At 75.5% G+C, this 24,612-nt stretch carries 23 protein-coding genes; 7 read left to right on the top strand and 16 right to left on the bottom strand.

Annotated elements, in window-relative coordinates; genetic code table 11:
- Nucleotides 1-7: 7 nt before the first annotated feature.
- From mtrB to BLR12_RS16740, 9 genes are all read right to left on the bottom strand, one after another.
- A complete protein-coding gene (gene mtrB / locus BLR12_RS16700; RefSeq protein WP_091380566.1) occupies nucleotides 8-1,744 on the bottom strand; it encodes an MtrAB system histidine kinase MtrB in 1,737 nt (578 codons plus the stop codon).
- Nucleotides 1,741-2,457 (bottom strand): MtrAB system response regulator MtrA, encoded by a 717-nt coding sequence (gene mtrA / locus BLR12_RS16705; protein ID WP_091380569.1) that lies wholly within the window; start codon nucleotides 2,455-2,457, stop codon nucleotides 1,741-1,743. Before mtrA ends, mtrB begins: the two co-directional genes overlap by 4 nt.
- A 323-nt stretch (nucleotides 2,458-2,780) precedes the next feature.
- Nucleotides 2,781-4,265 (bottom strand): adenosylhomocysteinase, encoded by a 1,485-nt coding sequence (gene ahcY / locus BLR12_RS16710; RefSeq protein ID WP_091380573.1) that lies wholly within the window; start codon nucleotides 4,263-4,265, stop codon nucleotides 2,781-2,783.
- 147 nt (nucleotides 4,266-4,412) lie between these two features.
- Complete coding sequence (locus BLR12_RS16715; RefSeq protein WP_255363571.1) at nucleotides 4,413-5,315, bottom strand: GmrSD restriction endonuclease domain-containing protein; 903 nt, start codon at nucleotides 5,313-5,315, stop codon at nucleotides 4,413-4,415.
- Nucleotides 5,316-5,393: 78 nt separating this feature from the next.
- Nucleotides 5,394-6,569, bottom strand: coding sequence for a mannose-6-phosphate isomerase, class I (gene manA / locus BLR12_RS16720; RefSeq protein WP_091380576.1), 1,176 nt, complete (start codon nucleotides 6,567-6,569; stop codon nucleotides 5,394-5,396).
- A gap of 186 nt (nucleotides 6,570-6,755) precedes the next feature.
- The gene (locus BLR12_RS16725) at nucleotides 6,756-7,901 is read right to left on the bottom strand and encodes an SIS domain-containing protein (protein WP_091380579.1); all 1,146 of its coding nucleotides are present in this window, start codon (nucleotides 7,899-7,901) and stop codon (nucleotides 6,756-6,758) included.
- Nucleotides 7,898-8,092 carry a Trm112 family protein gene (locus BLR12_RS16730; protein WP_255363572.1) on the bottom strand — a complete coding sequence of 65 codons (195 nt, stop codon included), beginning with the start codon at nucleotides 8,090-8,092 and terminating at the stop codon, nucleotides 7,898-7,900. Before BLR12_RS16730 ends, BLR12_RS16725 begins: the two co-directional genes overlap by 4 nt.
- Nucleotides 8,089-9,453, bottom strand: a complete 1,365-nt coding sequence (locus BLR12_RS16735; protein WP_091380582.1) for a phosphomannomutase/phosphoglucomutase — start codon at nucleotides 9,451-9,453, stop codon at nucleotides 8,089-8,091. The genes BLR12_RS16730 and BLR12_RS16735 overlap by 4 nt, the downstream gene beginning before the upstream one ends.
- Nucleotides 9,454-9,579: 126 nt before the next feature.
- The gene (locus BLR12_RS16740) at nucleotides 9,580-9,981 is read right to left on the bottom strand and encodes a DUF3499 domain-containing protein (RefSeq protein WP_255363573.1); all 402 of its coding nucleotides are present in this window, start codon (nucleotides 9,979-9,981) and stop codon (nucleotides 9,580-9,582) included.
- A gap of 139 nt (nucleotides 9,982-10,120) precedes the next feature.
- Here BLR12_RS16740 and BLR12_RS16745 point away from each other — a divergent pair, with 139 nt between their 5' ends.
- Together BLR12_RS16745 and BLR12_RS16750 are read left to right on the top strand one after the other, a co-directional pair.
- Nucleotides 10,121-10,576: a metallopeptidase family protein gene (locus BLR12_RS16745; RefSeq protein ID WP_091380589.1), complete on the top strand. Its 456-nt coding sequence runs from the start codon at nucleotides 10,121-10,123 to the stop codon at nucleotides 10,574-10,576.
- A gap of 79 nt (nucleotides 10,577-10,655) precedes the next feature.
- A complete protein-coding gene (locus tag BLR12_RS16750) occupies nucleotides 10,656-11,654 on the top strand; it encodes a hypothetical protein (protein WP_091380592.1) in 999 nt (332 codons plus the stop codon).
- Between the two features lie 133 nt (nucleotides 11,655-11,787).
- Here BLR12_RS16750 and BLR12_RS16755 read toward each other — a convergent pair whose 3' ends face one another.
- The gene (locus tag BLR12_RS16755) at nucleotides 11,788-12,600 is read right to left on the bottom strand and encodes a hypothetical protein (protein ID WP_255363574.1); all 813 of its coding nucleotides are present in this window, start codon (nucleotides 12,598-12,600) and stop codon (nucleotides 11,788-11,790) included.
- Nucleotides 12,601-12,718: 118 nt separating this feature from the next.
- On the bottom strand, nucleotides 12,719-12,964 hold the full coding sequence (locus BLR12_RS16760; RefSeq protein WP_091381235.1) for a WhiB family transcriptional regulator: 246 nt from the start codon (nucleotides 12,962-12,964) through the stop codon (nucleotides 12,719-12,721).
- Nucleotides 12,965-13,286: 322 nt separating this feature from the next.
- Here BLR12_RS16760 and cofD point away from each other — a divergent pair, with 322 nt between their 5' ends.
- From cofD to rfbA, 4 genes are read left to right on the top strand one after another with little or no spacing between them, the layout of a single operon-like run.
- On the top strand, nucleotides 13,287-14,246 hold the full coding sequence (gene cofD, locus BLR12_RS16765; RefSeq protein WP_255363575.1) for a 2-phospho-L-lactate transferase: 960 nt from the start codon (nucleotides 13,287-13,289) through the stop codon (nucleotides 14,244-14,246).
- On the top strand, nucleotides 14,239-15,312 hold the full coding sequence (locus BLR12_RS16770; RefSeq protein ID WP_091380597.1) for a coenzyme F420-0:L-glutamate ligase: 1,074 nt from the start codon (nucleotides 14,239-14,241) through the stop codon (nucleotides 15,310-15,312). The genes cofD and BLR12_RS16770 overlap by 8 nt, the downstream gene beginning before the upstream one ends.
- A gap of 10 nt (nucleotides 15,313-15,322) precedes the next feature.
- Nucleotides 15,323-15,946 (top strand): dTDP-4-dehydrorhamnose 3,5-epimerase family protein, encoded by a 624-nt coding sequence (locus BLR12_RS16775; RefSeq protein ID WP_091380600.1) that lies wholly within the window; start codon nucleotides 15,323-15,325, stop codon nucleotides 15,944-15,946.
- A 54-nt stretch (nucleotides 15,947-16,000) separates the two neighbouring features.
- Nucleotides 16,001-16,873, top strand: coding sequence for a glucose-1-phosphate thymidylyltransferase RfbA (gene rfbA / locus BLR12_RS16780; RefSeq protein ID WP_091380603.1), 873 nt, complete (start codon nucleotides 16,001-16,003; stop codon nucleotides 16,871-16,873).
- 101 nt (nucleotides 16,874-16,974) lie between these two features.
- Here the strand turns inward: rfbA and BLR12_RS16785 are convergent, their stop codons facing one another.
- The 5 genes from BLR12_RS16785 to BLR12_RS16805 all read right to left on the bottom strand — a co-directional run bounded on the left by BLR12_RS16785 (nucleotide 16,975) and on the right by BLR12_RS16805 (nucleotide 23,137).
- Nucleotides 16,975-17,730, bottom strand: coding sequence for a DNA-3-methyladenine glycosylase family protein (locus tag BLR12_RS16785; protein WP_255363576.1), 756 nt, complete (start codon nucleotides 17,728-17,730; stop codon nucleotides 16,975-16,977).
- Nucleotides 17,731-17,926: 196 nt separating this feature from the next.
- Nucleotides 17,927-18,697 carry an SDR family NAD(P)-dependent oxidoreductase gene (locus BLR12_RS16790; RefSeq protein WP_091380609.1) on the bottom strand — a complete coding sequence of 257 codons (771 nt, stop codon included), beginning with the start codon at nucleotides 18,695-18,697 and terminating at the stop codon, nucleotides 17,927-17,929.
- 29 nt (nucleotides 18,698-18,726) lie between these two features.
- Nucleotides 18,727-19,824: a mannose-1-phosphate guanylyltransferase gene (locus BLR12_RS16795; protein ID WP_091380611.1), complete on the bottom strand. Its 1,098-nt coding sequence runs from the start codon at nucleotides 19,822-19,824 to the stop codon at nucleotides 18,727-18,729.
- Between the two features lies 1 nt (nucleotide 19,825).
- On the bottom strand, nucleotides 19,826-20,755 hold the full coding sequence (locus tag BLR12_RS16800; protein ID WP_091380614.1) for a glycosyltransferase family 2 protein: 930 nt from the start codon (nucleotides 20,753-20,755) through the stop codon (nucleotides 19,826-19,828).
- Between the two features lie 9 nt (nucleotides 20,756-20,764).
- Nucleotides 20,765-23,137, bottom strand: a complete 2,373-nt coding sequence (locus BLR12_RS16805; RefSeq protein WP_143018796.1) for a hypothetical protein — start codon at nucleotides 23,135-23,137, stop codon at nucleotides 20,765-20,767.
- A gap of 262 nt (nucleotides 23,138-23,399) precedes the next feature.
- Here BLR12_RS16805 and glf point away from each other — a divergent pair, with 262 nt between their 5' ends.
- Nucleotides 23,400-24,587 (top strand): UDP-galactopyranose mutase, encoded by a 1,188-nt coding sequence (glf, locus tag BLR12_RS16810; protein ID WP_091380620.1) that lies wholly within the window; start codon nucleotides 23,400-23,402, stop codon nucleotides 24,585-24,587.
- Nucleotides 24,588-24,612: the final 25 nt, after the last annotated feature.

Raw genomic sequence — 24,612 nt, forward strand, 5'->3', positions numbered from 1 at the left:
TGGCGCGTCACCCTTCCCCCCCGGGACGGCGCAGCGCGGCCGGCCGCAGCGGCAGCGGCGAGCTCGTGAGCTCCGCGCCCGCGGCCAGCGGCAGCGTCAGCCGGAACTGCGCGCCCGTGCCGGGCAGACCCCACACCTGCAGCCAGCCGCCGTGCAGCCGCGCGTCCTCGAGGCTGATCGACAGCCCCAGCCCGCTGCCGCCGACGGTGCGCACCCGCGAGGGGTCGGCGCGCCAGAACCGGTCGAAGACGTGCTGCGCCTCGGCCGGGGACAGCCCCACCCCGTGGTCGCGCACGGTCACCGCGGCCGCCGTCCGGTTGGCCGCCCAGGTCACCTCCACCGGCTTGCCGGTGCCGTGCTCGATGGCGTTGCCCACCAGGTTGCGCAGGATCCGCTCCACACGCCGGGCGTCGACCTCGGCGATGACGTCCTGGGCCGGGCCGCTGACCGTCAGCTCGCAGCCGTGCCGCTCGGCCAGCGCGGACATGCCCGCCACCACCCGCCGCACCAGCGCGCCGAGGTCGCTCGGCTCCCACTCCAGGACGGCCGCGCCGGCGTCGTAGCGGCTGATCTCCAGCAGGTCGGTGAGGAGCACCTCGAAGCGGTCCAGCTCCGTGTGCATGAGCTCCGCCGAGCGGGCCACGTGCGGGGGGAAGTCGGCGCGCGACTCGTACAGGACCTCGGCGGCCATCTGCACCGTGGTCAGCGGCGTGCGCAGCTCGTGGGAGACGTCGGAGGTGAAGCGCTGCTGCAGCTGGGAGAGGGACTCCAGCTGGGTGATCTGCCGCTGCAGGCTGTCGGCCATCGCGTTGAAGCTGGTGGCCAGCCGGGCGAGGTCGTCCTCCCCGCGGACGGCCATCCGCTCCTCCAGCTGCCCCTCGGCCAGCCGCTGGGCGGTGCCGGCCGCCTGGCGCACCGGGTCGACGACCAGCCGGGTGACCAGGACCCCGATGCCGGCGACGAAGAGGGTCAGCGCGATCCCGCTGATGACCACCGTGCTGCGGAACAGCGACAGGCTCTCGGCCTCCTGGTCCAGCGGGAAGGCGTAGTAGAGCTCGATCTGCTCGACGCCGCCGGTGGTGGTCGGCACCGGCGCGCCGACGAGGTAGGTGGGCCGCGGCTGACCGCTGTCCCCGGGGATCATCGCGTACTGCGCGTACTGCCCGCCGGAGGCGACGTCGGCCCGCAGCCCGGCCGGGATCGCCGCGTAGACCCCGCGCTGGCTGACCGCGGGCGGCCGCTCGGTGTCGCCGGTCCGGTACACCATGACGACCTCGAAGTCACCGGCCGGTCCGCCCCGCTCCTGCAGCTGGCGCACCGTGCGGTCCAGCGTCGCCCGCACGCTCGCGCCGTCCCCGGCAGCGATGCCCGCCACCTCGTTCTGCGCGTAGAAGACACCGGTCTGCGCCTGGTCGATGGCCGCCTGCTCCTTGACCGAGAGCAGCTGGTCGCGGATCTGGCTGAACAGCACCATCCCGACGATCACCACGACGGTGCCGGCCACGACCATGGTGATCGCGCCGATCCGGATGTGCAGCGACGCCCGCCACGCGGCCAGCGCCCTCGCGGCCAGGCGCCGGGCCACCCGGCGGGCCCGGACGCCCCGCCGGCGCAGTGCCCGCAGGTCGGCCGACAGCCGGCGTCGCGGCCCGGCGGCCGGCGCGGCGCCGACGACCCCGGAGGACGACGACGACGACCCGGGCGGCGGCGCGGGCACGGGCGGCGCCGGCCGCGTGGTGCTCACGGCGGACCGGCCTTGTATCCCACTCCCCGGACGGTCAGCACGATCTCCGGCTTCTCCGGGTCCCGCTCGATCTTGGCGCGCAGCCGCTGCACGTGGACGTTGACCAGCCGGGTGTCCGCGGCGTGCCGGTAGCCCCACACCTGCTCGAGCAGCAGCTCGCGGGTGAACACCTGGCGGGGCTTGCGGGCCAGGGCGACCAGCAGGTCGAACTCCAGCGGGGTCAGCGCGATCGGCACGCCGTCCCGGATCACCTGGTGCGCCGGGACGTCGATCTGCACGTCGCCGATCGAGAGCGTCTCGGCCTGCCCGCTCTCGCCGCGGCGCAGTTGCGCACGGACCCGGGCGACGAGCTCCACCGGCTTGAACGGCTTGGTGACGTAGTCGTCGGCGCCGGCCTCGAGGCCCTGGACGACGTCGAGGGTGTCGCCCTTGGCGGTGAGCATGACGATCGGCACCGTCGACTGGGTGCGGATGTCCTGGCAGATCTGCAGGCCGTTGCGACCGGGCAGCATCAGGTCCAGCAGCACGATGTCGGGCCGGGTCTGCTGGAAGACCCCCACCGCGCGGTTGCCGTCGGAGACGAACGCCGGTTCGTAGCCCTCGCGGCGGAGCACGATGCCGAGCATCTCGGCGAGGGCGGCGTCGTCGTCGACGACCAGGACTCGGCCGCGGCTGGGTCCGTTCTGGGCAGCGGTGGGTGGCACGGCGACCATTCTGCGCTGTCCCGCGGACGAAGCGGGGGCACCGACCCGGTGGAGTCCGGACCGGTGCCCCCGATGGGTGACGCTCGATCGCTTCACGCGACGTGCTGGAACCGCCCCCCCTGCGGGGGCCGGTGACGAGATGGAACGGCCACCCCGCGGGGGCCGGTGACGAGATGGAACGGCCACCCTTCAGGGACCCGCGCCGAGCGTCGTGAGGTGCTGGAACGGCCACCCTTCAGGGACCCGCGCCGAGCGTCGTGAGGTGCTGGAACGGCCCCGCTGCAGGGTCCCGCCCTGAGCCTGCGAAGGGTGGGGGGCAGCGGGGTCCTTCGTCAGTACCTGTAGTGGTCGCTCTTGTAGGGGCCCTCGACCGGGACGCCGATGTAGTCGGCCTGCACCTTGGTCAGCTCGGTGAGCTTCACGCCGAGGGCGTCGAGGTGCAGCCGCGCCACGTGCTCGTCGAGCTTCTTGGGCAGGACCGTCACCGTGGGCTCCTTGCCCTCGTAGGCGGCCCGGTTGGTCCACAGCTCGATCTGCGCCAGCACCTGGTTGGAGAACGAGGCGCTCATGACGAAGCTCGGGTGGCCGGTGGCGTTGCCCAGGTTCAGCAGCCGCCCCTCGGAGAGCAGGATGATCGTGTGGCCGTCGGCGAAGCGCCACTCGTCGACCTGCGGCTTGATCGTCGTCCGCTCGATGCCGGGCGTGCGGGCCAGGCCGGCCACGTCGATCTCGTTGTCGAAGTGGCCGATGTTCCCGACGATCGCCTGGTGCTTGGTCTGGCCGAGCTGCTCGGCGGTGATGATGTCCTTGTTGCCGGTGGCCGTGATGATGATGTCGGCCTTGCCGATCACCTCGTCGAGCGTGGTGACCTCGTAGCCGTGCATCGCCGCCTGCAGCGCGTTGATCGGGTCGATCTCGGTGACGATGACCCGGGCGCCCTGGCCGCGCAGCGACTCCGCGCAGCCCTTGCCGACGTCGCCGTAGCCGCAGACCACGGCCACCTTGCCGCCGATCATGACGTCGGTGGCGCGGTTGATGCCGTCGATCAGCGAGTGCCGGCAGCCGTAGAGGTTGTCGAACTTGCTCTTGGTGACCGAGTCGTTGACGTTGATCGCCGGGAAGAGCAGCCGGCCGTCGCGGGCGAGCTCGTAGAGCCGCATGACGCCGGTGGTGGTCTCCTCGGTGACGCCCTCGATGCCCTGGCCGATGCCGGTCCAGTACCGGCCGTCCTCGGCGAGGGTGCCGCGGAGGACGTCGAGGATGACGCCGTACTCCTCGGAGTCGGCCTCGGTGGTGTCGGGGACGACGCCGTCGGCCTCGAAGCGGGTGCCCAGGTGCACCAGCAGGGTGGCGTCACCGCCGTCGTCCAGGAGCATGTTCGGGCCGACGACCGCGCCGGACCCGTCGCGGAACTCGAAGAGCCGCTGGGTGCACCACCAGTACTCCTCCAGCGTCTCGCCCTTCCAGGCGAACACCGGGACGCCGGCGGGCTCCTCGGGCGTGCCGTCGCCGACGACGATCGCCGCGGCGGCGTGGTCCTGGGTGGAGAAGATGTTGCAGCTGACCCAGCGCACGTCCGCGCCGAGCGCCGTCAGCGTCTCGATGAGGACGGCGGTCTGCACGGTCATGTGCAACGAGCCGGCGATGCGGGCGCCGGCCAGCGGCTGGGCGTCGCCGTACTCGGCGCGCAGTGCCATGAGGCCGGGCATCTCGTGCTCGGCGAGCCGGATCTCCTTGCGGCCGAAGCCGGCCAGGGAGAGGTCGGCGACCTTGAAGTCGCCGTCGGTCAGTACACGGGTGTCGGTGCTGGCGGTCATGTCGCTCCAGATCCGCCCGGCCCACGCGCCGGGCGATGCGTGTCGGATGCAGTGTCGCTGCGATCCCCGCACGGGCGGGGAGAGCGAGCATGCCGAGGCTTCGGCGGGGCTCGTGCCGCCGACCACGATACGCGGATCGGGGCCGGGCTACTCGCAGCCGACGCCGTCCCCGTCTCCGTCGAATGCGTCGCTCCACCCGCGCTCGCCGCGCCGGATGGGTGCCGCGCCGGCCGCCCGGACGGCGCCGCAGTCGGCGTACACCGCGCCCGTCGCCGCGGGCGGCTCCGCGGCGGCCGGCTCGGCGGCGGGGTCGCCGGGCAGCGGCTCGGCCGGGCAGCCCGACAGCACGGTGGCCGCGGCGTTGCGCTCGGCGCGGGTGACCCACAGGCCGTAGCCGGCCTTCACCGCGACCTGCCGCGCGACGTAGACGCACCGGTAGGAGGTGGCCGGCGGCAGCCAGGTCGCGGCGTCACCGTCCCCCTTCTGCATGTTGAGCGGGCCGTCGACGGCCAGCAGGTTGAGCGGGTCGTTGGCGAACGCGGTGCGCCGGTCGGCGTCCCACTGCTGGGCGCCCTTCTGCCAGGCGTCGGACAGCGCGACCACGTGGTCGACCTGCACGTCGTCGCTGGTGTCCTGGCCGCGGCGGAACTCGATGGTGCGCCCGGAGTACGGGTCGGCGAGGGTGCCCGAGAGGACGACGCAGTCGTCGGTGCCGGGCCGGAAGGTCTCACCGGTCAGGTCCCGGGCCAGGACGTCGTTGCGGGTGTCGCAGCCGTTGCGGTCGGTGTCGACCCAGCCGTCGCCGAACTGCTCCCGCTCGTAGCCGGTCCGCGGTGCCCGGCCGCGCACCGCCACGTCGGCGAGGGCGGCCAGCGCCGAGCCCGGCGCGGCCGTCGCGATCGCCCGGTCGGCGGCGGCGTCGTCCAGCACGCCGGTGGGCGCGGTCCCCGCGGCGTCGCCGGCGGGCGGCAGCAGACCGCAGCCGGTCAGGACGAGCAGCAGGGCGGCCAGCGGTACGCGGCGGGATGCCGGGGTGGGGCGCGGGTGCACGGTCTCTCCCGGGGGAGCGGGATCGGTCCCCCCGACGCTACGTCGGCCCGGGGGTGCCGTCCCGGAGCGGCACGGCGCTCAGCCCAGGTTGGTGGTGCTCCGGTAGAGGACGGCGGGGCCCCGGACGCTGACCGGCTCGCCGGCCGGGACGAAGGCCGACTGCCCCCGCTCCAGGACCAGCTCGTCCTCGCCGGAGGCCAGCACCGCGCGGCCGTCGGTGCACAGCAGCACCTGGGGGCCGGCGGTGGTCAGCACCCCGGTGCGGTCGTCGAGCTGCACCCGGGTGAGGTCGAAGTCCTCGACCGGCACGGGGTAGCGCAGCCCGCCGGGGCCGAGCACCGGGTGGATGACCGGGATCCGGCCGTCGGTGAAGTCGAGCACCTCGATGAGCGCCGCCAGGTCGACGTGCTTGCTGGTGAGCCCGCCGCGCAGCACGTTGTCCGAGCTGGCCATGAGCTCGACGCCCGCGCCGGACAGGTAGGCGTGCAGGTTGCCCGCCGGCAGGAACACCGCCTCGCCGGGGGCCAGCTTGAGGTGGTTGCACATCAGCGAGATGACGACGCCGGGGTCACCGGGGTGGGCGTCGGCGAGCGCCGCGGCCCAGCGGTAGGTGTTGATGAACTCCGGGTCGTGGGCGGCCACGAAGGAGTCGGCCTTCCGGGCGACGGCCTCGACCAGGGAGGTCCGGCGGCGTCCGGAGAGCGCGATCAGCTGCGGGATGGCCGCCCGCAGCCCGCCCCGGGCGAGCGCGGCGATCGTGGGCTTGAGCTCCGGCAGCTGCAGCTTGGCCAGGCAGTGCAGCGACTCCTCGACCGGCCGGAAGCCGCAGAGCGCCTCGAAGGTGGTCAGCGCCAGCAGCAGCTCCGGCTTGTGCCACGGGTCCTTGAACGTCCGCGTCGGGTCGTCCTTGGGGATGCCCGCGGCCTCCTCGGCGGTGTACCCGGCCGCCGCCTGCTCCATCGTCGGATGCGCCTGCAGCGACAGCGGGCGGTCGGCGGCGAGCACCTTCATGAGGAACGGCAGCCGCGGACCGAACCGGTCGACCACCGACCCGCTCAGCAGCCGCTCGGGCTCCTCGGCGATGGCCTCGTCCAGCGGGCGGCCGTCGGCCAGCAGGCTCGGCTGGTCCGGGTGGGCCCCCATCCACAGCTCCGCGTACGGCTGCTGCGCGGGGCTGGGCTGACCGAGCAGCTCGGGGATGACCGTCCGACTCCCCCACGGGTAGTGGCGGACGGCGCTGGTGAGGGGCCACATCAGGCGAGAGGCTACTGGCCGGTCCGCGCCGCGGACGCGGTTCGGCGCACGCCTGACCGGTGCTCCCCCGATCGGGTCACCCCCCGAGGAGCGTGGCGGGCGGTCCGGCCGCCGGGGACCGGGACGCCAGGAGCCCGGCGGACGGCGCCCGCCCGGGCCCGGCGGCGGCCGGGGACGGGCCGGCGCTCACCCCGGAGCCGACCGCTCGGTGTCCAGGGCCAGCGCCAGGTACACGGCGGTGAAGTCGGCGACGGCGAGCTGGCGGGCCAGCCGGGGCAGCCGGCCGTACCGGTCCGGGTCCCCGTGCTCGGCCAGCCCGCTCACCGGCACGTTGGCGGTCGCGGCGCTACGCAGTGCCTCGGACAGCGCCTCGCGGGCCGACCGGGGCTCGCGCTCCCCCGCGCCGTCGTGCTCGCCGGCGTCGGCGTCGCGGACGGTGAGCAGCCGCAGTCGCCGGCCGGCGTCCTCGGCGCGGTCGCGGAAGAAGTCGTCCTCCCCGCCCTCGGGTGCCAGCGGCCCGCGCAGCACGGCGCAGGCGGCGACCCGCTGGTCGGGCATCCGGAACGTGGTGACCGGCAGGCCGGCCAGCGTGGCCAGCTGGTCGGCGATCCGGGTCGCGGCGGTGCCGGCCAGCGGCCCCTCGGCCGCGATCACCGGGAGCGCGTCGAGCAGCTCCAGCGCCAGCGTCTTGGCCGGGTTGACGAAGGACTCCCGGGTCGGCCCGCACTCCGTGGCCACCTCGTCGAGGGCCGCGGCGATCGCCTCGAGGTCCGCCGCGCCCTCGGACAGCAGGTCCAGGCCGACCGCCAACTGCAGCAGCGGGGTGAGCATCGACCACAGGGTGGTGTGCCGGACCCGCGAGCGCGGCAGCGGGACGTAGGGCGCGCGGGCCGTGGAGCAGGCCGCCCGCAGCGGGGCGTCCTCGGCGCCGATGCCCAGCAGGGTCACACCGCGGCGGGCCGCCTCGTACGCCGGGGTCACCGCGTAGCGCCCGGCGCCGGTGCGGGTGGCGACGACGGCGATGTCGCTGGGTCCGGTCCACACCGGCAGGTCCGGGCCCGGGACGACGTCCACGGTGACCGGGCTGGCGGGCCCGAGCAGCGCGCGCAGCACCTGGGCGGCCACCGCCCCCTCGCGGCGGGCCACGATGACCAGCCCCCGCGGACGGCCGCCGGCGGTGACCCGCTCCAGGCCGGCCTCCTCGGTGAGCCGGGCGGTCTCGCGGACCTGCGCGCCGGCGCCGGCCACCGCGGGCAACAGGCCGCGCGGGTCGCGGGCACGCAGCTCGTCGAGGTCGTCGAGAACCTCCTCGGCCAGCTCCGGCGAGCTCACGGGCGCTGCCGGGCCTCGTCGAGCAGCAGCACCGGGATGCCGTCGCGGACCGGGAACGCCCGGCCGCAGGTGGTGCAGACCAGCTCGCTCGCCGCCTCGTCCACCGTCAGCGGGCTGTGGTGGGCGTCCGGGCAGGCCAGGATCTCCAGCAGCGCCGGGTCCAGCCCCAGCGGGCCGTTCGACGTCGTCATGCGCGCACCATCCCCAGCACTCGGTCTCGGAGTCCGGTCATCCGCGCCTCGTCAGGCGCCTCCACGTTGAGCCGCAGCAGCGGCTCGGTGTTGCTGGCCCGCAGGTTGAACCACGAGCCGTCGGGCAGGTCGACCGTCAGTCCGTCGAGCTCGTCGACGGTGACGCCGTCCTGCTCCTCGAATGCCTCGCGGACTGCCTTGGCGCGGCCCGCGGCGTCCTGCACCGTCGAGTTGATCTCACCCGACGCGGCGTAGCGGGAGTAGCCGGCGGTCAGCTCCGACAGCGGCCGGCTCTGCTCCCCCAGCGCGGCGAGCACGTGCATCGCGGCGAGCATGCCGGTGTCGGCCCGCCAGAAGTCGCGGAAGTAGTAGTGCGCGGAGTGCTCGCCGCCGAAGACGGCGTCGGTGCGGGCCATCTCGGCCTTGATGAACGAGTGCCCCACGCGGGTGCGCACCGGCTGCCCGCCGTGCTCGCGGACGATCTCCGGCACCGCCCGCGAGGTGATGAGGTTGTGGATGACCGTCGTCCCCCGGCCCTTGGCCAGCTCGCGGACGGCGACCAGCGCGGTGACCGCCGAGGGGCTGACCGGCTCGCCGCGCTCGTCGACGACGAAGACGCGGTCGGCGTCGCCGTCGAAGGCCAGCCCGATGTCGGCGCCGGTGCGGCGGACCTCGGCCTGCAGGTCGACCAGGTTGGCCGGGTCCAGCGGGTTGGCCTCGTGGTTGGGGAAGGAGCCGTCGAGCTCGAAGTAGAGCGGCAGCACCTCCAGCGGCAGGCCGTCGAGGACCACCGGGACGGTGTGCCCGCCCATCCCGTTGCCGGCGTCGACGACGACCCGCAGCGGCCGGATGGTGGACAGGTCGACCAGCGAGCGCAGGTGGGCGGCGTACCCGGCGAGCAGGTCCCGCTGGGCGACCGTCGCCGTCCGGTCGGGGACCCGGTCGTAGCCGTCGCGCTCGGCCCACTCGCGGATCGTCGCCAGACCGGAGTCCTGGCCCACGGGAGTCGCGCCGGCGCGGCACATCTTGATGCCGTTGTACCGGGCCGGGTTGTGGCTGGCGGTGAACATCGCGCCGGGGACCCCGAGCGAGCCGGAGGCGAAGTAGAGCAGGTCGGTGGACCCCAGGCCGGCCTCGAGCACGTCGAGGCCACGGGACAGCACGCCCTCGGCGAAGGCCCGGGACAGCGGGACGGAGGACTCCCGCATGTCGTGCGCGGTCACCACCGCGGTGGCCCCGCTCTCGGCGTGCACGAGCTCGGCGAAGGCCGCGCCGATGCGGCGCGCGACGGCCTCGTCCCACTCGTCGGGGACGACGCCGCGGACGTCGTAGGCCTTGATGATCGCGGACAGGTGGCGCACGGGACGGACCCTATCCGTGGGCAGGCGAGGTGCCGGGACGGCCGCCCCCCGCGACGGCCCCGCCCCGAGCCTGCGGGGGTGGGGAGGACGGGTCCTCCACCGAGGCGTGGGAGGGGTGGTCCTCCCTCAGGTGATGTCGGGGAGGACCCGCAGGTGGCCGCGGCGGGTGCCGCTGCCGTCGTCCGCGGGGTTGCGCGGCGGCTCGGGACGGGCCGCCTCGCGGACCGCGTCGGCCAGGGCGAGCAGGTCGTCGCCGGTCGGGCCGGAGTCCTCGAGGTCGATCTCGTGGCGGACGACCTCCCAGCCGCGCGGGACGGTCAGCCGCTCGCCGTGGAACTCGCAGAGGTCGTAGCTGTGCGGCTCCGAGAACGTCGCCAACGGTCCGACGACAGCGGTCGACTCCGCGTACACGTAGGTCAAGGTCGCTGCCGCCGGTTGCGCGCAGCCGCTGCGCGAGCAGCGACGTGACTGCCTCACCACCGGTTCCTCACGCGTCGCACAGTAGACGCGTAGCGGGGTGGTTGGCATCAGGCACACCGGTGACCGGTACCCGCGCGCAGCAGCAGTCCCATCCTGCACGACGGCCCCGCCGACCCCGCCCGGTGGTCACCGGCGGGCCGCGGCCGGGCGCGGACGGCGGACCCCCGGCCGTACGCTCGCACCCGTCATGAGCCGACCCGCCCGTTCCCGCCGCGACCGGCACGGCAGGGGCCTGCGCGGGCGCCTGGTCCCCGACGGCGTCCCGCTGGCCCGCAGCCGCGCCGGGCAGTTCGACGACCTGGTGCTCGACGCGGTCGAGGACCTCGAGCGGCGCTGGGAGAAGGAACTGGCCGGGGTCGAGTTCGCCGTCGAGGACGTGCCCTGGGTGGAGCACACCAGCCCCGACGAGGTGGTGCTGGACGCCGACGTGCTCGACGACGGCAGCGTGCCGCTGGCCCGCGTGCTGCCCGCGCACCGGGACGGCGACCGCGAGGTGCCGCCGCGGATCGTCGTCTACCGCCGGCCGCTGGAGCTGCGCGCGCACGACCGCGACGACCTCGCCGACCTGGTCCGCGACGTCGTCGTCGACCAGGTGGCCGTGCTGCTGGGGCGCGACCCGGAGGAGATCGACCCCACCGCGTGAGGCCCCCCTGCCCCCACCACTCGCGGGCTCGCGGCGGGACCCTGCAGGGGGCCGGGAGTGGCTGCGATGCTCTGACGCGATGGACCCCTCCGCGCCGGCCGCCGTCCCCTGGGTGGTCCTGGCCGTGGCGTTGCTCGGGCTCGCCGGCCTGGCCGCGGTCGCGCTGACCGGCCGGTGGCGGGCCGCCCCTCCCCCCGCCGCCCCGGAGCCGCGGCGGCCCCGGCCGGCGCCGCGCTGGCCCGACGACGACCTGCCGGGGTTCCTCGCCGCGCCGCCCGGCACGCCCGCCGGTCCGCCCGCCCCGCCGCCGGCACCGGCCCTGGACGCCGAGCCCGCCGCTGCGGGCCCCGACGGCACCGGCCGCGCGGTGGCCGGCGCGGCCGCCACGGCGCTGCTGCTCGTCGCGGCGCTCGCCGGCGTGGCGGCCGCCGGCCGCGACGGCGGCGACCCCCCGGCGCAGGCGACCCCGGGCGCCCGGTCGTCGTGGCCGACGCCGGAGCCGGCGACCCCCGCACCCTCGCCGACCTCGCTGCCGCCGGTGCCGTCGGACCCGCTGCCGGGCGAGGGCGGCGCCGGCGTGCTGGCCGACCGGTCGGTGCCGCTCGACCGGGACGGCGTGCTGGCCCGGCTCGCGTTCGGCGGCATCGTCGTCGAGCGCCAGGCGGTGGGGACGACGGTGGCCTACCCGTCGGTGAGCGTCACCGCGGACGGCGGGACGGCGCTGGCCCACCTGCGGCTGCCGACCTGGAACTGCCTGACCGCCGAGGCGCCGGCCGACCCGGCCGCCGCGGGGTGCGTGCGGTCGCGGACGGAGTACGCCGACCTGCCCTCTCCCGCGCTCACCGTGACGCGGGAGGGCCGCGACCTGCGGCTGACCGGCCGGTTCCCCACCTACACCCGGCCGATCGGCACCGCGCCGGCGTACACGGGCCGGGTGTACGACCTGACCGTGACCGCCTCCCCCGCCGGACCGGTGCGCGACGGGACGGCGCCCGCGGAGGGCACGCTGTTCCTCGGCACCGACCGGGCCGTGAGCCTCGACGAGCCCGGTCTGGGCGTCGTCCGGTACGCCGGCTGAGGGAGGACCCCGTCCTCCTCACCGGAGGAGGACCCTCCTGCCCCCACCATGCGCAGGCTCATGGCCGGGCCCTGCAGGAGGGCCGGCGGCGAGCCTCGGGACGGGGCCGGCACGACCGGGGAGGAGCCGGGTCTCACCGCCGGTCGAGCAGGCGCAGCGCGGGACCGCGCCGCAGCGTCAGCGTGACCAGCGGCGCGCCCGGCTCGGTGGGCAGTCCGGGCGTCCCCCACCAGGGCCGCCGCTCCGGGCCGTCGAGCAGGGTGAGCAGCCCGCCGTCGGGCACCGTCGCGAGCTCCACCTGACCGATCGCCGCGTGCAGCCGGGCGGTGGTGCGCAGCGCGGCGCGGGTGCGGCGGTCGGGTTCACGGGTCAGCAGGGCGGCCAGTCCCCGCTCGACCTCCGCCGGGTCCGTGGTGCGTCGCACCGGGCCGGCGGCGTCGAGGGCGTCGACGAGCCGGGCGCTGCGGGCGGTGGCGAAGGCGGCCTCGGGCCGCAGCCGGCCGATCGCCCGCAGCGTGGGGTCGCCCAGCGGCAGGCCGGCCAGCCGGAGCGTCCAGGGCCGGCGCAGGCGGTCCAGGACGCCCAGCACGCCGGCGGCCAGCTGCCCGGCGGCCGCGTCGTCCCGGGCCGGGAGCCGGGCCGGCGCCGCGCCGACGGGGACCGGCAGCCCGTCGCCGAGCAGGGTGGCGGTGAGCCTGGGGCCGCCGCGCAGGACGAGGGCCGCCAGGGCGCGGGGCGCGCCGCGCCCGTCCGGGTCGTCCACCACGACCGCGACCGGGCGGGGACGGGGCCGCGGGCCGGTCGCGCCGAGGACCAGGGCCGCGGTCAGCCAGGGGGCGCGGGCGGTCACCGGAGCGCGCAGCGCGGCCAGCAGCGGACCGGCCGCGCGCAGCTCGCGCACCACGCCGGCCCGGCCCGCCACGACGCGGACGCCCGGGGTGTTCACGCCCCGAACGACACCACAGCCGCCGACGGGGTCCGTCGGCGGCTGTGGGGGCAGCTCGGTGCTGGTGTCACACGGCGGTGTGTGAGGCGCGCCCGCTCCGGCCGGCGCGAGGGCGGCGTCAGCCGGCGCGGCGGCGCAGCCGGCGGCGCTCACGCTCGGAGAGCCCGCCCCAGATGCCGAAGCGCTCGTCGTTGGACAGCGCGTACTCCAGGCACTCGGCCTTGACCTCGCAGCCCGTGCAGATCTTCTTGGCCTCGCGGGTGGAGCCGCCCTTCTCGGGGAAGAACGCCTCGGGGTCGGTCTCGGCGCACAGCGCGCGCTCCTGCCAGGACTGCGCCTCGGCCTCCAGGCCCGCGCTCCAGATCCCGGCGAGGCCGGCCTGCCCGGTGGCGCCGTGGCCGGCGTTCCGCTCCGACGCACCCACGTAGTCGCTCAACCACGAGACCTCTGCCATGACGTTGCGTCCCCTCTCGCTGCCGTCCCGATGTGCGTTCCACGGGACGTTCCCGGGCCGCTCGGCACTCGTTGACACCGCGGGAATTACACGCGTGTCGTTGCGAAGGCGTCAACTCCGCCCGGTGTAAGCGCTCCGCCACACCAGCCACAACCGTCACAGGGCGTTCGTCACATCTCGCTGCACACCCCGACACGCCCGGCGAACAGTGGACAACTGCCCATCGGGCACGATGACTTTCGTGCACATCGTCGTCCTCGCCGGAGGTGTCGGCGGGGCCCGGTTCCTGGCCGGACTCCGCGCGGCGGTGCCCGACGCCCGGCTGACCGCCGTGGTCAACACCGGGGACGACGTGACGATGCACGGGCTGCGGATCTGCCCGGACCTCGACACCGTCATGTACACCCTCGGCGGCGGCATCGACCCCGAGCGGGGGTGGGGCCGGGCCGGCGAGAGCTGGACGGTCAAGGAGGAGCTGGCCGCCTACGGTGCCGAGCCGACCTGGTTCGGCCTGGGCGACCGCGACCTGGCCACCCACCTGGTGCGCACCCGGATGCTGGACGCCGGGTACCCGCTGTCGCAGGTGACCGCGGCGCTGGCCGACCGCTGGCGACCCGGCGTCGAGCTGCTGCCGATGAGCGACCAGCGGGTGGAGACCCACGTCGTCGTCCCCGACCCCGAGGACGGCCGGCAGCGGGCGATCCACTTCCAGGAGTGGTGGGTGCGCCACCGTGCGGAGCCGGAGGCGCGCGCGTTCGTCCAGGTCGGCGTGGACACCGCGAAGCCCGCACCCGGCGTCGCCGAGGCGCTCGCCGCCGCCGACGCGGTGCTGCTGGCACCGTCGAACCCGGTGGTGTCGGTCGGCACGATCCTCGGGGTCCCCGGGCTGCGCGATGCGCTGCTGGCGACGCCGGGCCGGGTGGTGGGGATCTCGCCGATCGTCTCGGGCGCCGTGGTGCGCGGGATGGCCGACCGCTGCCTGCCGGTGCTGGGGGTCGAGGTCAGCGCCGAGGGGGTGGGCCGGCACTACGGCGCCCGCTCGGCCGGCGGGCTGCTCGACGCCTGGCTGGTGCAGACCGGGGACCCCGCCGACGTGCCGGGGGTCGACGTCCGCGCCGTCCCGCTGCTGATGGACTCCCCCGGGGCGACCGCGGCGCTGGCGCGGGCCGCGCTGACCGCCGCCGGTGTGTGAGCCGGACGGCGGTCCGACCGCCCCGGGTGGGATCTCGGTCCACCCGGTCCCGGGGCTGCCGGAGTTCTCCCCCGGCGACGACCTCGCCGCGGCGGTCGCCGGCGCCGCGCCCTGGCTGGCCGACGGCGACGTCGTCGTCGTCACCTCCAAGGTGGTGTCCAAGGTCGAGGGCCGGCTGGTGCCGGTCGCGCCCGGGGAGGACCGGGAGGCCGCCCGGCAGCGGGCGATCGACGCCGAGACCGTGCGGGTGGTGGCCCGCCGGGGTCCGCTGAAGATCGTCGAGACGCCGCAGGGCTGGGTCGTCGCCGCGGCCGGGATCGACGCCTCGAACGTGGCCGGCGACGCGCTGGTGCTGCTGCCCGAGGACGCCGACGCCTCCGCCCGGGCCCTGCGCGACCGGCTGCGCGAGCTGCTCGGCGTGACCGTCGCGGTCATCGTCAGTGACACCTTCGGCCGCACCTGGCGGGACGGGCTGACCGACGTCGCCGTCGGGTCCGCGGGCATCCCCGCGCTGGTCGACCTGCGCGGCGCCGTCGACGCCCACGGGAACCGGCTGGAGACGACGCAGGTCGCGCTGGTCGACGAGCTGGCCGCCGCGGCGGACCTGGTCAAGGGCAAGCTCGGCGGGATCCCGGTGGCCGTCGTCCGCGGGCTGGCCTACGACCCGCCCGCCGAGGACGCCGGCACCCGGCCGCTGGTCCGGCTCGGCCCCGGCGACCTGTTCCCCTACGGCAGCCGCGACCTGGTCGCCACCCGGGCGCCCGGCAGCGACCTGGTGCCCCGGCCGGGCGAGCTGGACGCCGTCGCGGCGGCCTTCCGGGTGGCCACGGCCGCGCTGCCGGAGTTCCCCGTCGTCCTGCGCTACGGCGGCGAGGGCGACGGCGTGGTGGACGTGCACCTGCCCGAGCGGGCCACCACGACGGCGGCGCTCAACCTCGGCGCGCTCGTCGGCGCGGTCGTCGTGCAGCTGCACGCCGAGGGCTGGACGACGCGGTGGGAGCCGGTCGGGACGCCGGGGGGCACCTCACTCGTCGGGAGGCTGTGGCTCGGCAGCACCGCTGGATAGCGTCGGGTCCGTGGACATCCGCCAGCTCGCCGTACCCGATGCCTACGTCGTCGACCTGGTCCCGCACGGCGACGCCCGGGGCCGGTTCACCGAGTGGTACCGCGCCGACGTGCTGGCCTCGGCGACGGGCTTCGGGCTGACCCTGGCGCAGAGCAACCACAGCGTCTCCGCCCGCGGCGTGCTGCGCGGTGTCCACTTCGCGCTGGTGCCCCCGGGGCAGGCGAAGTACGTGTACTGCCCGGAGGGCCGGGTCCTCGACGTCGTCGTCGACACCCGGGTGGGCAGCCCGACGTTCGGCGCCCACGACGCCGTGGTGCTCGACAGCGAGCAGCCCCGCGCGGTCTACCTCGCGGAGGGGCTGGGCCACGCCTTCGTCTCGCTGGCCGACCGCAGCTCGGTGACCTACCTGGTGTCGACCGGCTACTCGCCGGGCCGGGAGTTCGGCATAGACCCGCTGGACCCTGCCCTCGACCTGCCGTGGCCGGCCGACCTGGAGTTCGAGCTGTCCGCCAAGGACACCGCCGCGCCGACCCTGGCGGAGGCCTGCGAGCAGGGCCTGCTGCCGACCATGGAGCAGTGCACCGCCCGGTACGCCGAGCTGCGGGCGCAGGCCGCGGCCCACCCCCCGGGGTGAGCCCCGGCGCGTTGTCCGGCGGGGAGCGTGCGCGCGGCGGCTAGCGTGCGGCACATGCGCGGCATCATCCTGGCTGGCGGGACGGGCAGTCGGCTCTTCCCCATCACGCAGGCGGTCAGCAAGCAGCTGATGCCGGTCTACGACAAGCCGATGGTCTACTACCCGCTCTCCACGCTGATGATGGCCGGGGTCCGCGAGGTCCTGGTGATCACCACGCCCGCCGACCAGGAGGCCTTCCGCGCGCTGCTGGGCGACGGCACCCGGCTGGGCATGCGCATCGAGTACGCCGTCCAGCCGCACCCCGAGGGGCTGGCCCAGGCCTTCCTCATCGGCGCCGGGTTCGTCGGGGACTCCTCGGTGGCCCTGGTGCTCGGCGACAACATCTTCTACGGCGCGGGCCTGGGCACGGCGCTGGGCCGGCTGCCCGACCCCGACGGCGGCCACGTCTTCGCCTACCACGTGGCCAACCCCCAGGAGTACGGCGTCGTCCAGTTCGACGCCGACCGGCGGGTGCTGTCCATCGAGGAGAAGCCGGCGGTCCCGAAGAGCTCCTACGCCGTCCCCGGGCTGTACTTCTACGAGTCCTCGGTGGTCGACGTGGCCCGGGGCATCCGGCCCAGCGCCCGCGGTGAGCTGGAGATCACCGCGGTCAACGAGCACTACCTGAGCGAGGGCCGGCTCACCGTGACCGTGCTGGACCGCGGCACCGCGTGGCTGGACACCGGCACCTTCGCCTCGCTGCGCCAGGCGACCGAGTTCGTCTCGGTGGTCGAGGAGCGGCAGGGGCTCAAGGTCGGCTGCATCGAGGAGGTCGCCTGGCGGCAGGGCTGGCTGGACGACGACGGCCTGCGCCGCGCCGCCGAGCCGCTCGCCAAGAGCGGGTACGGCGACTACCTCCTGGGCCTGCTCGACGACCCCGTCCTCTAGGCGCGCTCCCGGTGATCAGCTGAGCTGGTCGTCGTGGCTCCTGGCTCGCCACCGAGGGTGAGCCAGGACCCGCGGCGGTGAGCTGAGCTGATCACCGGCGATCACAACCGGCGGTGGTCGGTCGGCGCGTTGCGCGGGCCGCGCCTGGGCGGGCGGCTGCCGCCGATGCCGAGCAGCCGGACGACGCGCTGCCGCTGCCCGCGCCAGGGCTCGAGCAGCTCCATCATCCCGTCGTCGTCGGTCTTCCGGCCGGCCAGCGACCAGCCGACCAGGTTCTTCAGGTGGTAGTCGCCGTAGCTGACCGTGTCGGGGCAGCCGAAGACGCGCTGCACCACCTCGGCCGCCGTCCAGACGCCGATGCCCGGCACCGTGCGCAGCCGGCGCTGCAGCTCCGCGCAGCCGATCTCCTCGCCGGGCTCCATCCGGGCGGCCACGCCCGTGACCGCCCGCAGCGCCCGCCGGCGGGCGCCGTCCAGGCCGCACCGGTGCCACTCCCAGTCGGTGACGTCGAGGACCCGACGGGGACTCGGCACCACGCGCATGCCCTCGGGCGCCGGGCCGGGCGCGGGGTCGCCGGCCAGCCGCAGCAGCGCCCGCCACACGCGGTGCGCCTCGATGGTGGTCACCTTCTGCTCGAGGACGGCGGGCACCAGCGCGTCCCAGGTGCGGCCGGTGCGGCTCATCCGCAGCCACGGCGAGGCCCGGTGCACCCGGGTGAGCAGCGGGTGGCCGCCCGGGTCGAAGCCGTCGGGCCGGTCGTCGGCGCCCAGCCAGCCGCGCACCGCCGTCCCGGCGCGCTCGGCACCCGGGCCCCACGCGAGCACCCGCACCTCGCCGCCGCCCACGCTGATCCGCACCGTCGCCGGCCCGTCGGGCGTGCTGGTCGTCCGCCAGACCGCGTCGCCGTCGTGGCGCAGGGTCGGGTCGGCGGCCCCGCGCAGGTGCGGGTACAGGGTTCGCCGGACGTCGAGCGGCCAGTCCGGCCGCCAGGTGTCGGTGAACGCCGGGGCGTCGACGGTGGTGGTGCTCAGCGGAGTGCTCCCGGGGAAGAGGTCAGCGGGGCGCCATCCGGAGTGCGCCGTCCATCCGGATGACCTCGCCGTTCAGGTAGCCGTGCTCGACGACGTCCAGGGCCAGCTCGGCGAAGTCCGCCGGCCGGCCGAGGCGCTTGGGGAAGGGTATGCCCGCGGCGAGCGCCTGGCGGGCCTCCTCGGGCAGCCCGGCCAGCAGCGGGGTGTCGACGAGGCCGGGGGCGATGGTGCACACCCGGATGCCGAGGGAGGCGAGGTCGCGGGCCGCCGGGAGGGTCATGCCGACGATGCCGCCCTTGGACGCCGAGTAGGCGACCTGCCCGATCTGCCCGTCGTAGGCGGCGATCGAGGCGGTGTTGACGACGACGCCGCGCTCGCCGTCCTCCCCCGGCTCCGTGGCGGCCATCGCGGCGGCGGCCGAGCGCAGCACGTGGAAGGTGCCGACCAGGTTCACCATCACCGTGCGCAGGAAGGCGTCGGCGTCGTGCGGCGCACCGTCCCGCCCGACCGTGCGCTGCGCCCAGCCGATGCCGGCGCAGCTGACCGCGATCCGCAGCGGCCGATCCTTCCCGGCGGCCTCGGCGACCGCGGTGTCCACCGACGCGGGGTCGGTGACGTCGGTGCGCACGAACGTGGTGTGCCCGCCCAGCTCGGCGGCGAGGGCGGCCCCCCGCTCCTCCTGCAGGTCGAGGACGGTCACGGCGGCCCCGCGGGCGGCCAGCGCGCGGACGGTGGCCTCGCCGAGGCCGGAGGCCCCTCCGGAGACGACAGCGGCGACGTCGAGGTTCTTCACGCCCGGCAAGCTATCCCGGGGGCCTTCCTTCAGCTGAACCGGGAGCCGTGCCGGTCCTCGACGGCGGCCAGCAGCTGCTTGACCCGCTCGGCGTCGGCGACCGGGCACACCATCGTCACGTCGGCGGTGTGGACGACGACGCTGTCGCGCAGCCCGACCAGGGCGACCAGGTGCTCCGGGTCGTCGCTGAAGACGATGTTGCCGGCGCTGTCGAGGGTCACGGCCAGCCCGGAGACGGCGTCCTCACCCACCCGCTCGAGGGTCTGCGCCAGCGCCGGCCACGAGCCGACGTCCAGCCAGTCGACGTCCAGGTCGGCGACCAGCACCCGGCCGGGCTCGGTGGCCGCCGGCTCCAGGACGGCGTAGTCGACGCTGATCTTGGGCAGGGTCGGGAAGACCTCGGCCAGGACGGCGTCCCGCTCCGGCCCGGCGGGGGCGGCCACGATGCGCCGCAGCCCCTCGGCGGTGGCCGGCAGGTGGTCGGCGAGGGCGTCGAGGACGGTGGTGGCGCGCCAGACGAACATGCCCGAGTTCCACAGGTACTCCCCCGAGGCGAGGTAGGCCTCGGCGGTCTGCCGGTCGGGCTTCTCCCGGAAGGACGCGGCCGCGGCGACGCCGGGCACCTCGGTCGCGTCGCCCTTCTGCACGTACCCGAAGCCGGTGGCCGGGGACGTCGGGCGGATGCCGAGGGTCACCAGCGACCGGGGGCGGGCGGCGAGGGCGTCGTAGGCGGTGGTCAGCGTCGCGGCGAACCGCTCCACCGGCCTGATCACGTGGTCGGCGCTCACCACGGCCAGCTCGGCGTCGGGGTCGGCGTCGGCCACCAGCGCCGCGGTCAGCCCGACGGCGTTGGCGGTGTCGCGGGCGACCGGTTCGAGCACCAGCCGGTCCGGGCGCAGCCGGGGCAGCGCGGCCCGGACCTGCGCGCCGTAGCGGGCGGCGGTGCAGACCCAGATGCGGTCCGCCGGCAGCACGGCCTCCAGCCGGGTGAAGGCCTCGGCGAGCAGGCTGTGCGCCCCGCCGTCCTCGCCGGCGACGACGTCCAGCAGCTGCTTGGGCCGCCCGCCCCGGGACAGCGGCCACAGCCGCGTCCCCGAGCCGCCGGCCATGACGACCGCGTGCCGCACGTCAGGCCCTCCCCCGCCGCGCCGCGCGGCCCACGCCCTCGGCGCGGCGCTGGAAGCGGGCGCCGGCGGCCACCCGGCCGCTCACGTAGGACAGGAGCATCCGGCCGCCCAGCCCGGCACGCAGCGCACCGCGCAGCGGGGCGTGCCGGCGCAGCGGGTACTGGCCGGAGAGGTACCGCAGCGCGCTGGTGTGGTGCACCCGGGCCATCCGGTGCGGCTCGCGGCGGGTGGCGTGCCCGCCCTCGTGCGTGACCACAGCCGAGGGCGCGTAGACGTGCAGCCAGCCGCGGCGGGTCAGCCGCTCGGCGAGGTCGACGTCCTCGAAGTACATGAAGTAGCCGGGGTCGAAGCCACCGACCGACCGGAAGGCGGCCACGTCGACCAGCAGGCAGGAGCCCGACAGCCACCCGGCCGGGCGCTCGCGGGGCGCCTCCCGCTCGCGGCGGTAGCGCGCGGTCCAGGGGTTGGCCGGCCAGGCCCAGCCGAGCAGCGCGTGCCCGGCGCCGGTGGACAGCCGCGGCAGGTCGCGGGCCGAGGGGTAGAGCTCGCCCTCGGGGGTGCGGATCGCCGGGCCGACGGTGGCCGCACGGGGCCAGCGGGCGGCCACGGCCAGCAGCTCGTCGACCGAGCCGGGGTCGAAGCGGACGTCGGGGTTCGCCACGATCGCGTGGCCGTCGGTCAGCCCGGCCATCCCGGCGTTCACCGCGGCGCCGTAGCCGATGTTGCCGCCGGTGCGCAGCAGCCGCACGTGCGGGTGGCGGGCCGCGGCGCGCTCGGGGACACCGTCGGTGGACCCGTTGTCGGCGAGCACCACCTCGACCGGCCGCGTGGTGGCCTCCCCCAGCGACTCGAGGAACCCCTCGAGCGCCTCGCCGGGTGAGTACGTCACCGCCACGACCCGCAGCGGCGGGTCCGACGTCGTCCTGGGCACCGGACGACTCTAGGCGGCGGCCGTCGGGGGGCCCGCCGGGGCAGCGGTGCGCCGGCGGGCCCGCCGCTCGACCACCGCCGCCGCGAGGGCGGCCAGGAGGACCAGCGCGGGGCCGGCGGTCAGGGCCGCCGGGAGGAGGCGGGCGCCGATCGGGTCGAAGTACAGCTCGAGCCGGCCGTCGGTCACACCCGCCGGGACGGTGACCTCCACGAGCGCCCCCTCGCGGGCACCGACCTCGACCTCCTGCCCGTCCACCGTCGCGCGGTACCCGGGCCAGTGCGGCACGCGCAGCAGCACCGTCCCCGCGGACCCGCCCGTGGTCACCGTGTAGGCGTCCTGCGGCTCGCCGATCCGGGCCAGCCCGGCCGTCCAGCCGGTCGGGGCCACCGCCACGCCGTCCAGCGCGGCGACCCGCCCGGGGAGGCGCTCGGCCTCCGGCCGCTCGAACCGGGACCAGTTCTCGTCCGCGCCGGTCGCCCGCCAGTTCTCCCGGAACCAGCCGGCCACCTCGGCCGGGGCGTTGGAGGAGAGGACGACGGAGTCGCTGGAGAGCACGTCGAGCCAGGGCCGGTCGGTGCCGGGGACCGTCGAGAGGATGGACGACGGGTCGGGGCAGCCGAGGCTGCCCACGTAGCTGGGGCACAGGTAGGGGCTGAGGAACCGGTGACCCGACGTCACGTAGCCGGTGCCGACGCTCGCGCCGGCCAGCAGGTTCGCGTTCCCGGGGAAGAAGCCCCTCCCCCACCCGCGGTCCAGCCCGAACACGGCCGGGTAGGGGTTCCACGCGTAGACGGTGACGGTCTGGTCGGTGACGATCGACCGCTCACGGAACTCCTCGACCGTGCGGCCGAGCGCGTCGGACCCCGACTGGCCCGGTGCGCCGATGTCCCGGTACGGCAGGCCCTCCTGCGTGACCGGGGCGCCGACGGCCGCCAGGCGGTCGCGGACGTCCACCATGGTGGCGACCCCCAGGAAGGGCGTGGCAGCGGTCGCGAGCAGCACGACCACCGCCGTCACCGCCCGCGGACCCGGCCGCGGCTCCCGGAGGAGGGCGAGGAAGGCGGCGAGCGCGACGGCCGTCACCGCCGCGGCGACGACGTGCCACGGGAGGAGCAGCGGCGCCCGGAACGCCGCGAACAGGAACTGCAGACCGACCAGGCCGAACGCGGCGAGCACCCGGGGCCGGCTGGTCGAGCGCGCCGCCGCGAGGGCCAGGACCGCCAGGACCGGCAGCGCGATCTGGACGACGACGAGGTAGCGGAACGGGTAGCGGAACAGGAAGACGACCGTCGGCAGCTGGGTCGCGAGCACCGCCGCCACGGTCAGCGCCAGGGCGGTGGGCACACCGGGCGCCCGCAGCGCCGCGCGCCACCGGACCAGCGGCAGCAGCGGGACGGCGAGCAGGAACGTCGCCAGTGCGGGCACCAGCCCGATGGGGCCGTTGAAGGCGTTGGTCTGCCCGAGCAGGGTGGCCCCGCCGAGGACGGTGTCGGCGACGTTGGGGACCTGGGTCCCCGCGTTGCCGATCACCCCCTCCGGGCCCGGCCGCTGGAGGTGGCCGGCCACCTCCAGCGCGTTGAGCAGCGTGGGCACGGCGATCACGGCGCCGCCGACGCACGCGAGGGCACGGGTCCACAGCCGGCTGTCGGCGGACGCGGCGCGCACCCCGCCCGCCTGGCGGACGTGCTCCACGGTCTGGGCCACGACGATGACGAGGCCGAACGGGAGCGAGTACGGGTTGCCCGACGCCAGCAGGGCCCAGGTGGCGACCCCGGTGAGCAGGACGCCAGGCCAGCGGCGGGTGGCCAGCCCCAGCCAGAGCCACGGCAGCCAGGCCGAGCCCCACATCAGCGGCCACCAGGTGCTGCCGTACCAGAGGAAGAAGCCGCCGGCCGACACACCCACGGCCGCGGCGACGGCCCAGACCGCGGGCACGCGGTGGTACCGGAGCAGGGCCAGCACGCCCAGCCCGAGCACGGCCATGCAGATCGACCCGTACTGCCAGGCCATCGTCAGCACGTCCTCGTTCGCGCCCAGCACCCACACCAGCAGCCAGTGCAGGGGGTCGAAGACGCCGTACTGCATGTCGCTGGTGACGTTGCCGGCGATGCCCTGGTCCGGGTCGGCCAGCGGGGGCACGCCGCCCTCGAGGTTGCGGCCCAGCCACCAGGCCATGGGGCCGAACTGCACCTGGGAGTCGTCGAGCCAGAAGAAGCGCGGCACCAGGCGGTGCAGGACGGCGATCTGCAGGCCCTGCACCACCAGGAACACCGCGAACGGGACGACCTCCGCTGGCAGGCTCCGCCGGACCGGCGGGCGGGCCTCGTCGCGGGGACGGGCCGAGGTCGGCCGCACGTCGTGCGCGACCACCGACGAACTCACGAGAACGGTCCTCTCCTGGGGGCGGGGGCGGGGCGGGACACAGCCACCCAGCGCATGCACCGACGCGCACGCCCGGTCCCCGCAGCGCTCCGGCGTGGGACGGTTCCGAGACTAGCCGCCGCCCCGCCCCGCGGCGGGCGGGCGAGCAGCGCGCGGGTCGCCTGGGGTCGGTGTGGTGTGAGGGATCCCCCCGTCACGAACTCCTCCGCCGATCCCCTCACCAAGCGGAGTTCGAGGGCCACCGCCGGTACAGTCGCCAGGCGTGACACCAGCCAGTCCTGACCTCGTCGTCGTCGGCTCCGGGTTCTTCGGCCTGACCATCGCCGAGCGCGTCGCGACCCAACTGGACAAGCGCGTGCTGGTCCTCGACCGCCGCAGCCACATCGGCGGCAACGCCTATTCCGAACCCGAGCCGGAGACCGGCATCGAGGTGCACGTCTACGGCGCCCACCTGTTCCACACGTCCAACGAGCGGGTCTGGCAGTACGTCAACCAGTTCACCGAGTTCACCGGCTACCAGCACCGCGTCTTCAGCATCTACCAGGACAAGACGTACTCGCTGCCGATCAACCTGGCCACGATCTGCCAGTACTTCGGCAAGAGCTTCTCCCCCGAGCAGGCCCGCGCGCTGGTCGCCGAGCAGTCCGGCGAGATCGACACCGGCGAGGCCGCCAACCTCGAGGAGAAGGCGATCTCGCTGATCGGCCGCCCGCTGTACGAGGCCTTCATCCGCGGCTACACCAAGAAGCAGTGGCAGACCGACCCCACCGACCTGCCCGCCGCGGTCATCGCCCGCCTCCCGGTGCGCTACACCTTCGACAACCGGTACTTCAACGACCGGTACGAGGGGCTGCCCAAGGACGGCTACACCGCCTGGCTGCAGCGGATGGCCGACCACCCGAACATCGAGGTGCGGCTGGACACCGACTGGTTCGACGTCCGCGACCAGCTGCCCCCGGACGTGCCCACGGTCTTCACCGGCCCGATCGACAAGTACTTCGGCTACGAGGCCGGCGAGCTCGGCTGGCGCACGCTGGACTTCGAGACCGAGGTCCTGCCGGTCGGCGACTTCCAGGGCACCTCGGTCATGAACTACGCCGACGAGGACGTGCCCTACACCCGGATCCACGAGTTCCGGCACTTCCACCCCGAGCGCGACTACCCGACGGACAAGACCGTCGTCGTCCGCGAGTACTCCCGCTCCGCCGAGACCGGCGACGAGCCATACTACCCGATCAACACCCCCGAGGACCGGGCGAAGCTCGAGCGGTACCGGGAGCTGGCCGCGAAGGAGGCCGCGGAGAAGCGCGTGCTCTTCGGCGGCCGGCTGGGCACCTACAAGTACCTGGACATGCACATGGCCATCGGCTCCGCGCTGACCATGTTCGACAACCGCATCCGCCCCTTCTTCGATCGAGGCGCGTCGCTCGACGGCCGCCTGGAGGACTGATCACCCATGACGACCGCCACCGTCC

Source organism: Geodermatophilus sp. DSM 45219 (assembly GCF_900104025.1).
GTDB lineage: Bacteria > Actinomycetota > Actinomycetes > Mycobacteriales > Geodermatophilaceae > Geodermatophilus.

Bases quoted from the DNA above. Each gene is read 5' to 3' on its own strand.
- BLR12_RS16745 (WP_091380589.1), top strand. From the start codon at position 10,121: ATGAGCCGACCCGCCCGTTCCCGCCGCGACCGGCACGGCAGGGGCCTG.
- BLR12_RS16730 (WP_255363572.1), bottom strand. From the start codon at position 8,092: ATGACGACGTCGAACGGCCCGCTGGGGCTGGACCCGGCGCTGCTGGAG.
- cofD (WP_255363575.1), top strand. From the start codon at position 13,287: ATGACTTTCGTGCACATCGTCGTCCTCGCCGGAGGTGTCGGCGGGGCC.
- BLR12_RS16750 (WP_091380592.1), top strand. From the start codon at position 10,656: ATGGACCCCTCCGCGCCGGCCGCCGTCCCCTGGGTGGTCCTGGCCGTG.
- mtrA (WP_091380569.1), bottom strand. From the start codon at position 2,457: ATGGTCGCCGTGCCACCCACCGCTGCCCAGAACGGACCCAGCCGCGGC.
- BLR12_RS16740 (WP_255363573.1), bottom strand. From the start codon at position 9,981: ATGCCAACCACCCCGCTACGCGTCTACTGTGCGACGCGTGAGGAACCG.
- rfbA (WP_091380603.1), top strand. From the start codon at position 16,001: ATGCGCGGCATCATCCTGGCTGGCGGGACGGGCAGTCGGCTCTTCCCC.
- manA (WP_091380576.1), bottom strand. From the start codon at position 6,569: ATGTGGCCCCTCACCAGCGCCGTCCGCCACTACCCGTGGGGGAGTCGG.
- ahcY (WP_091380573.1), bottom strand. From the start codon at position 4,265: ATGACCGCCAGCACCGACACCCGTGTACTGACCGACGGCGACTTCAAG.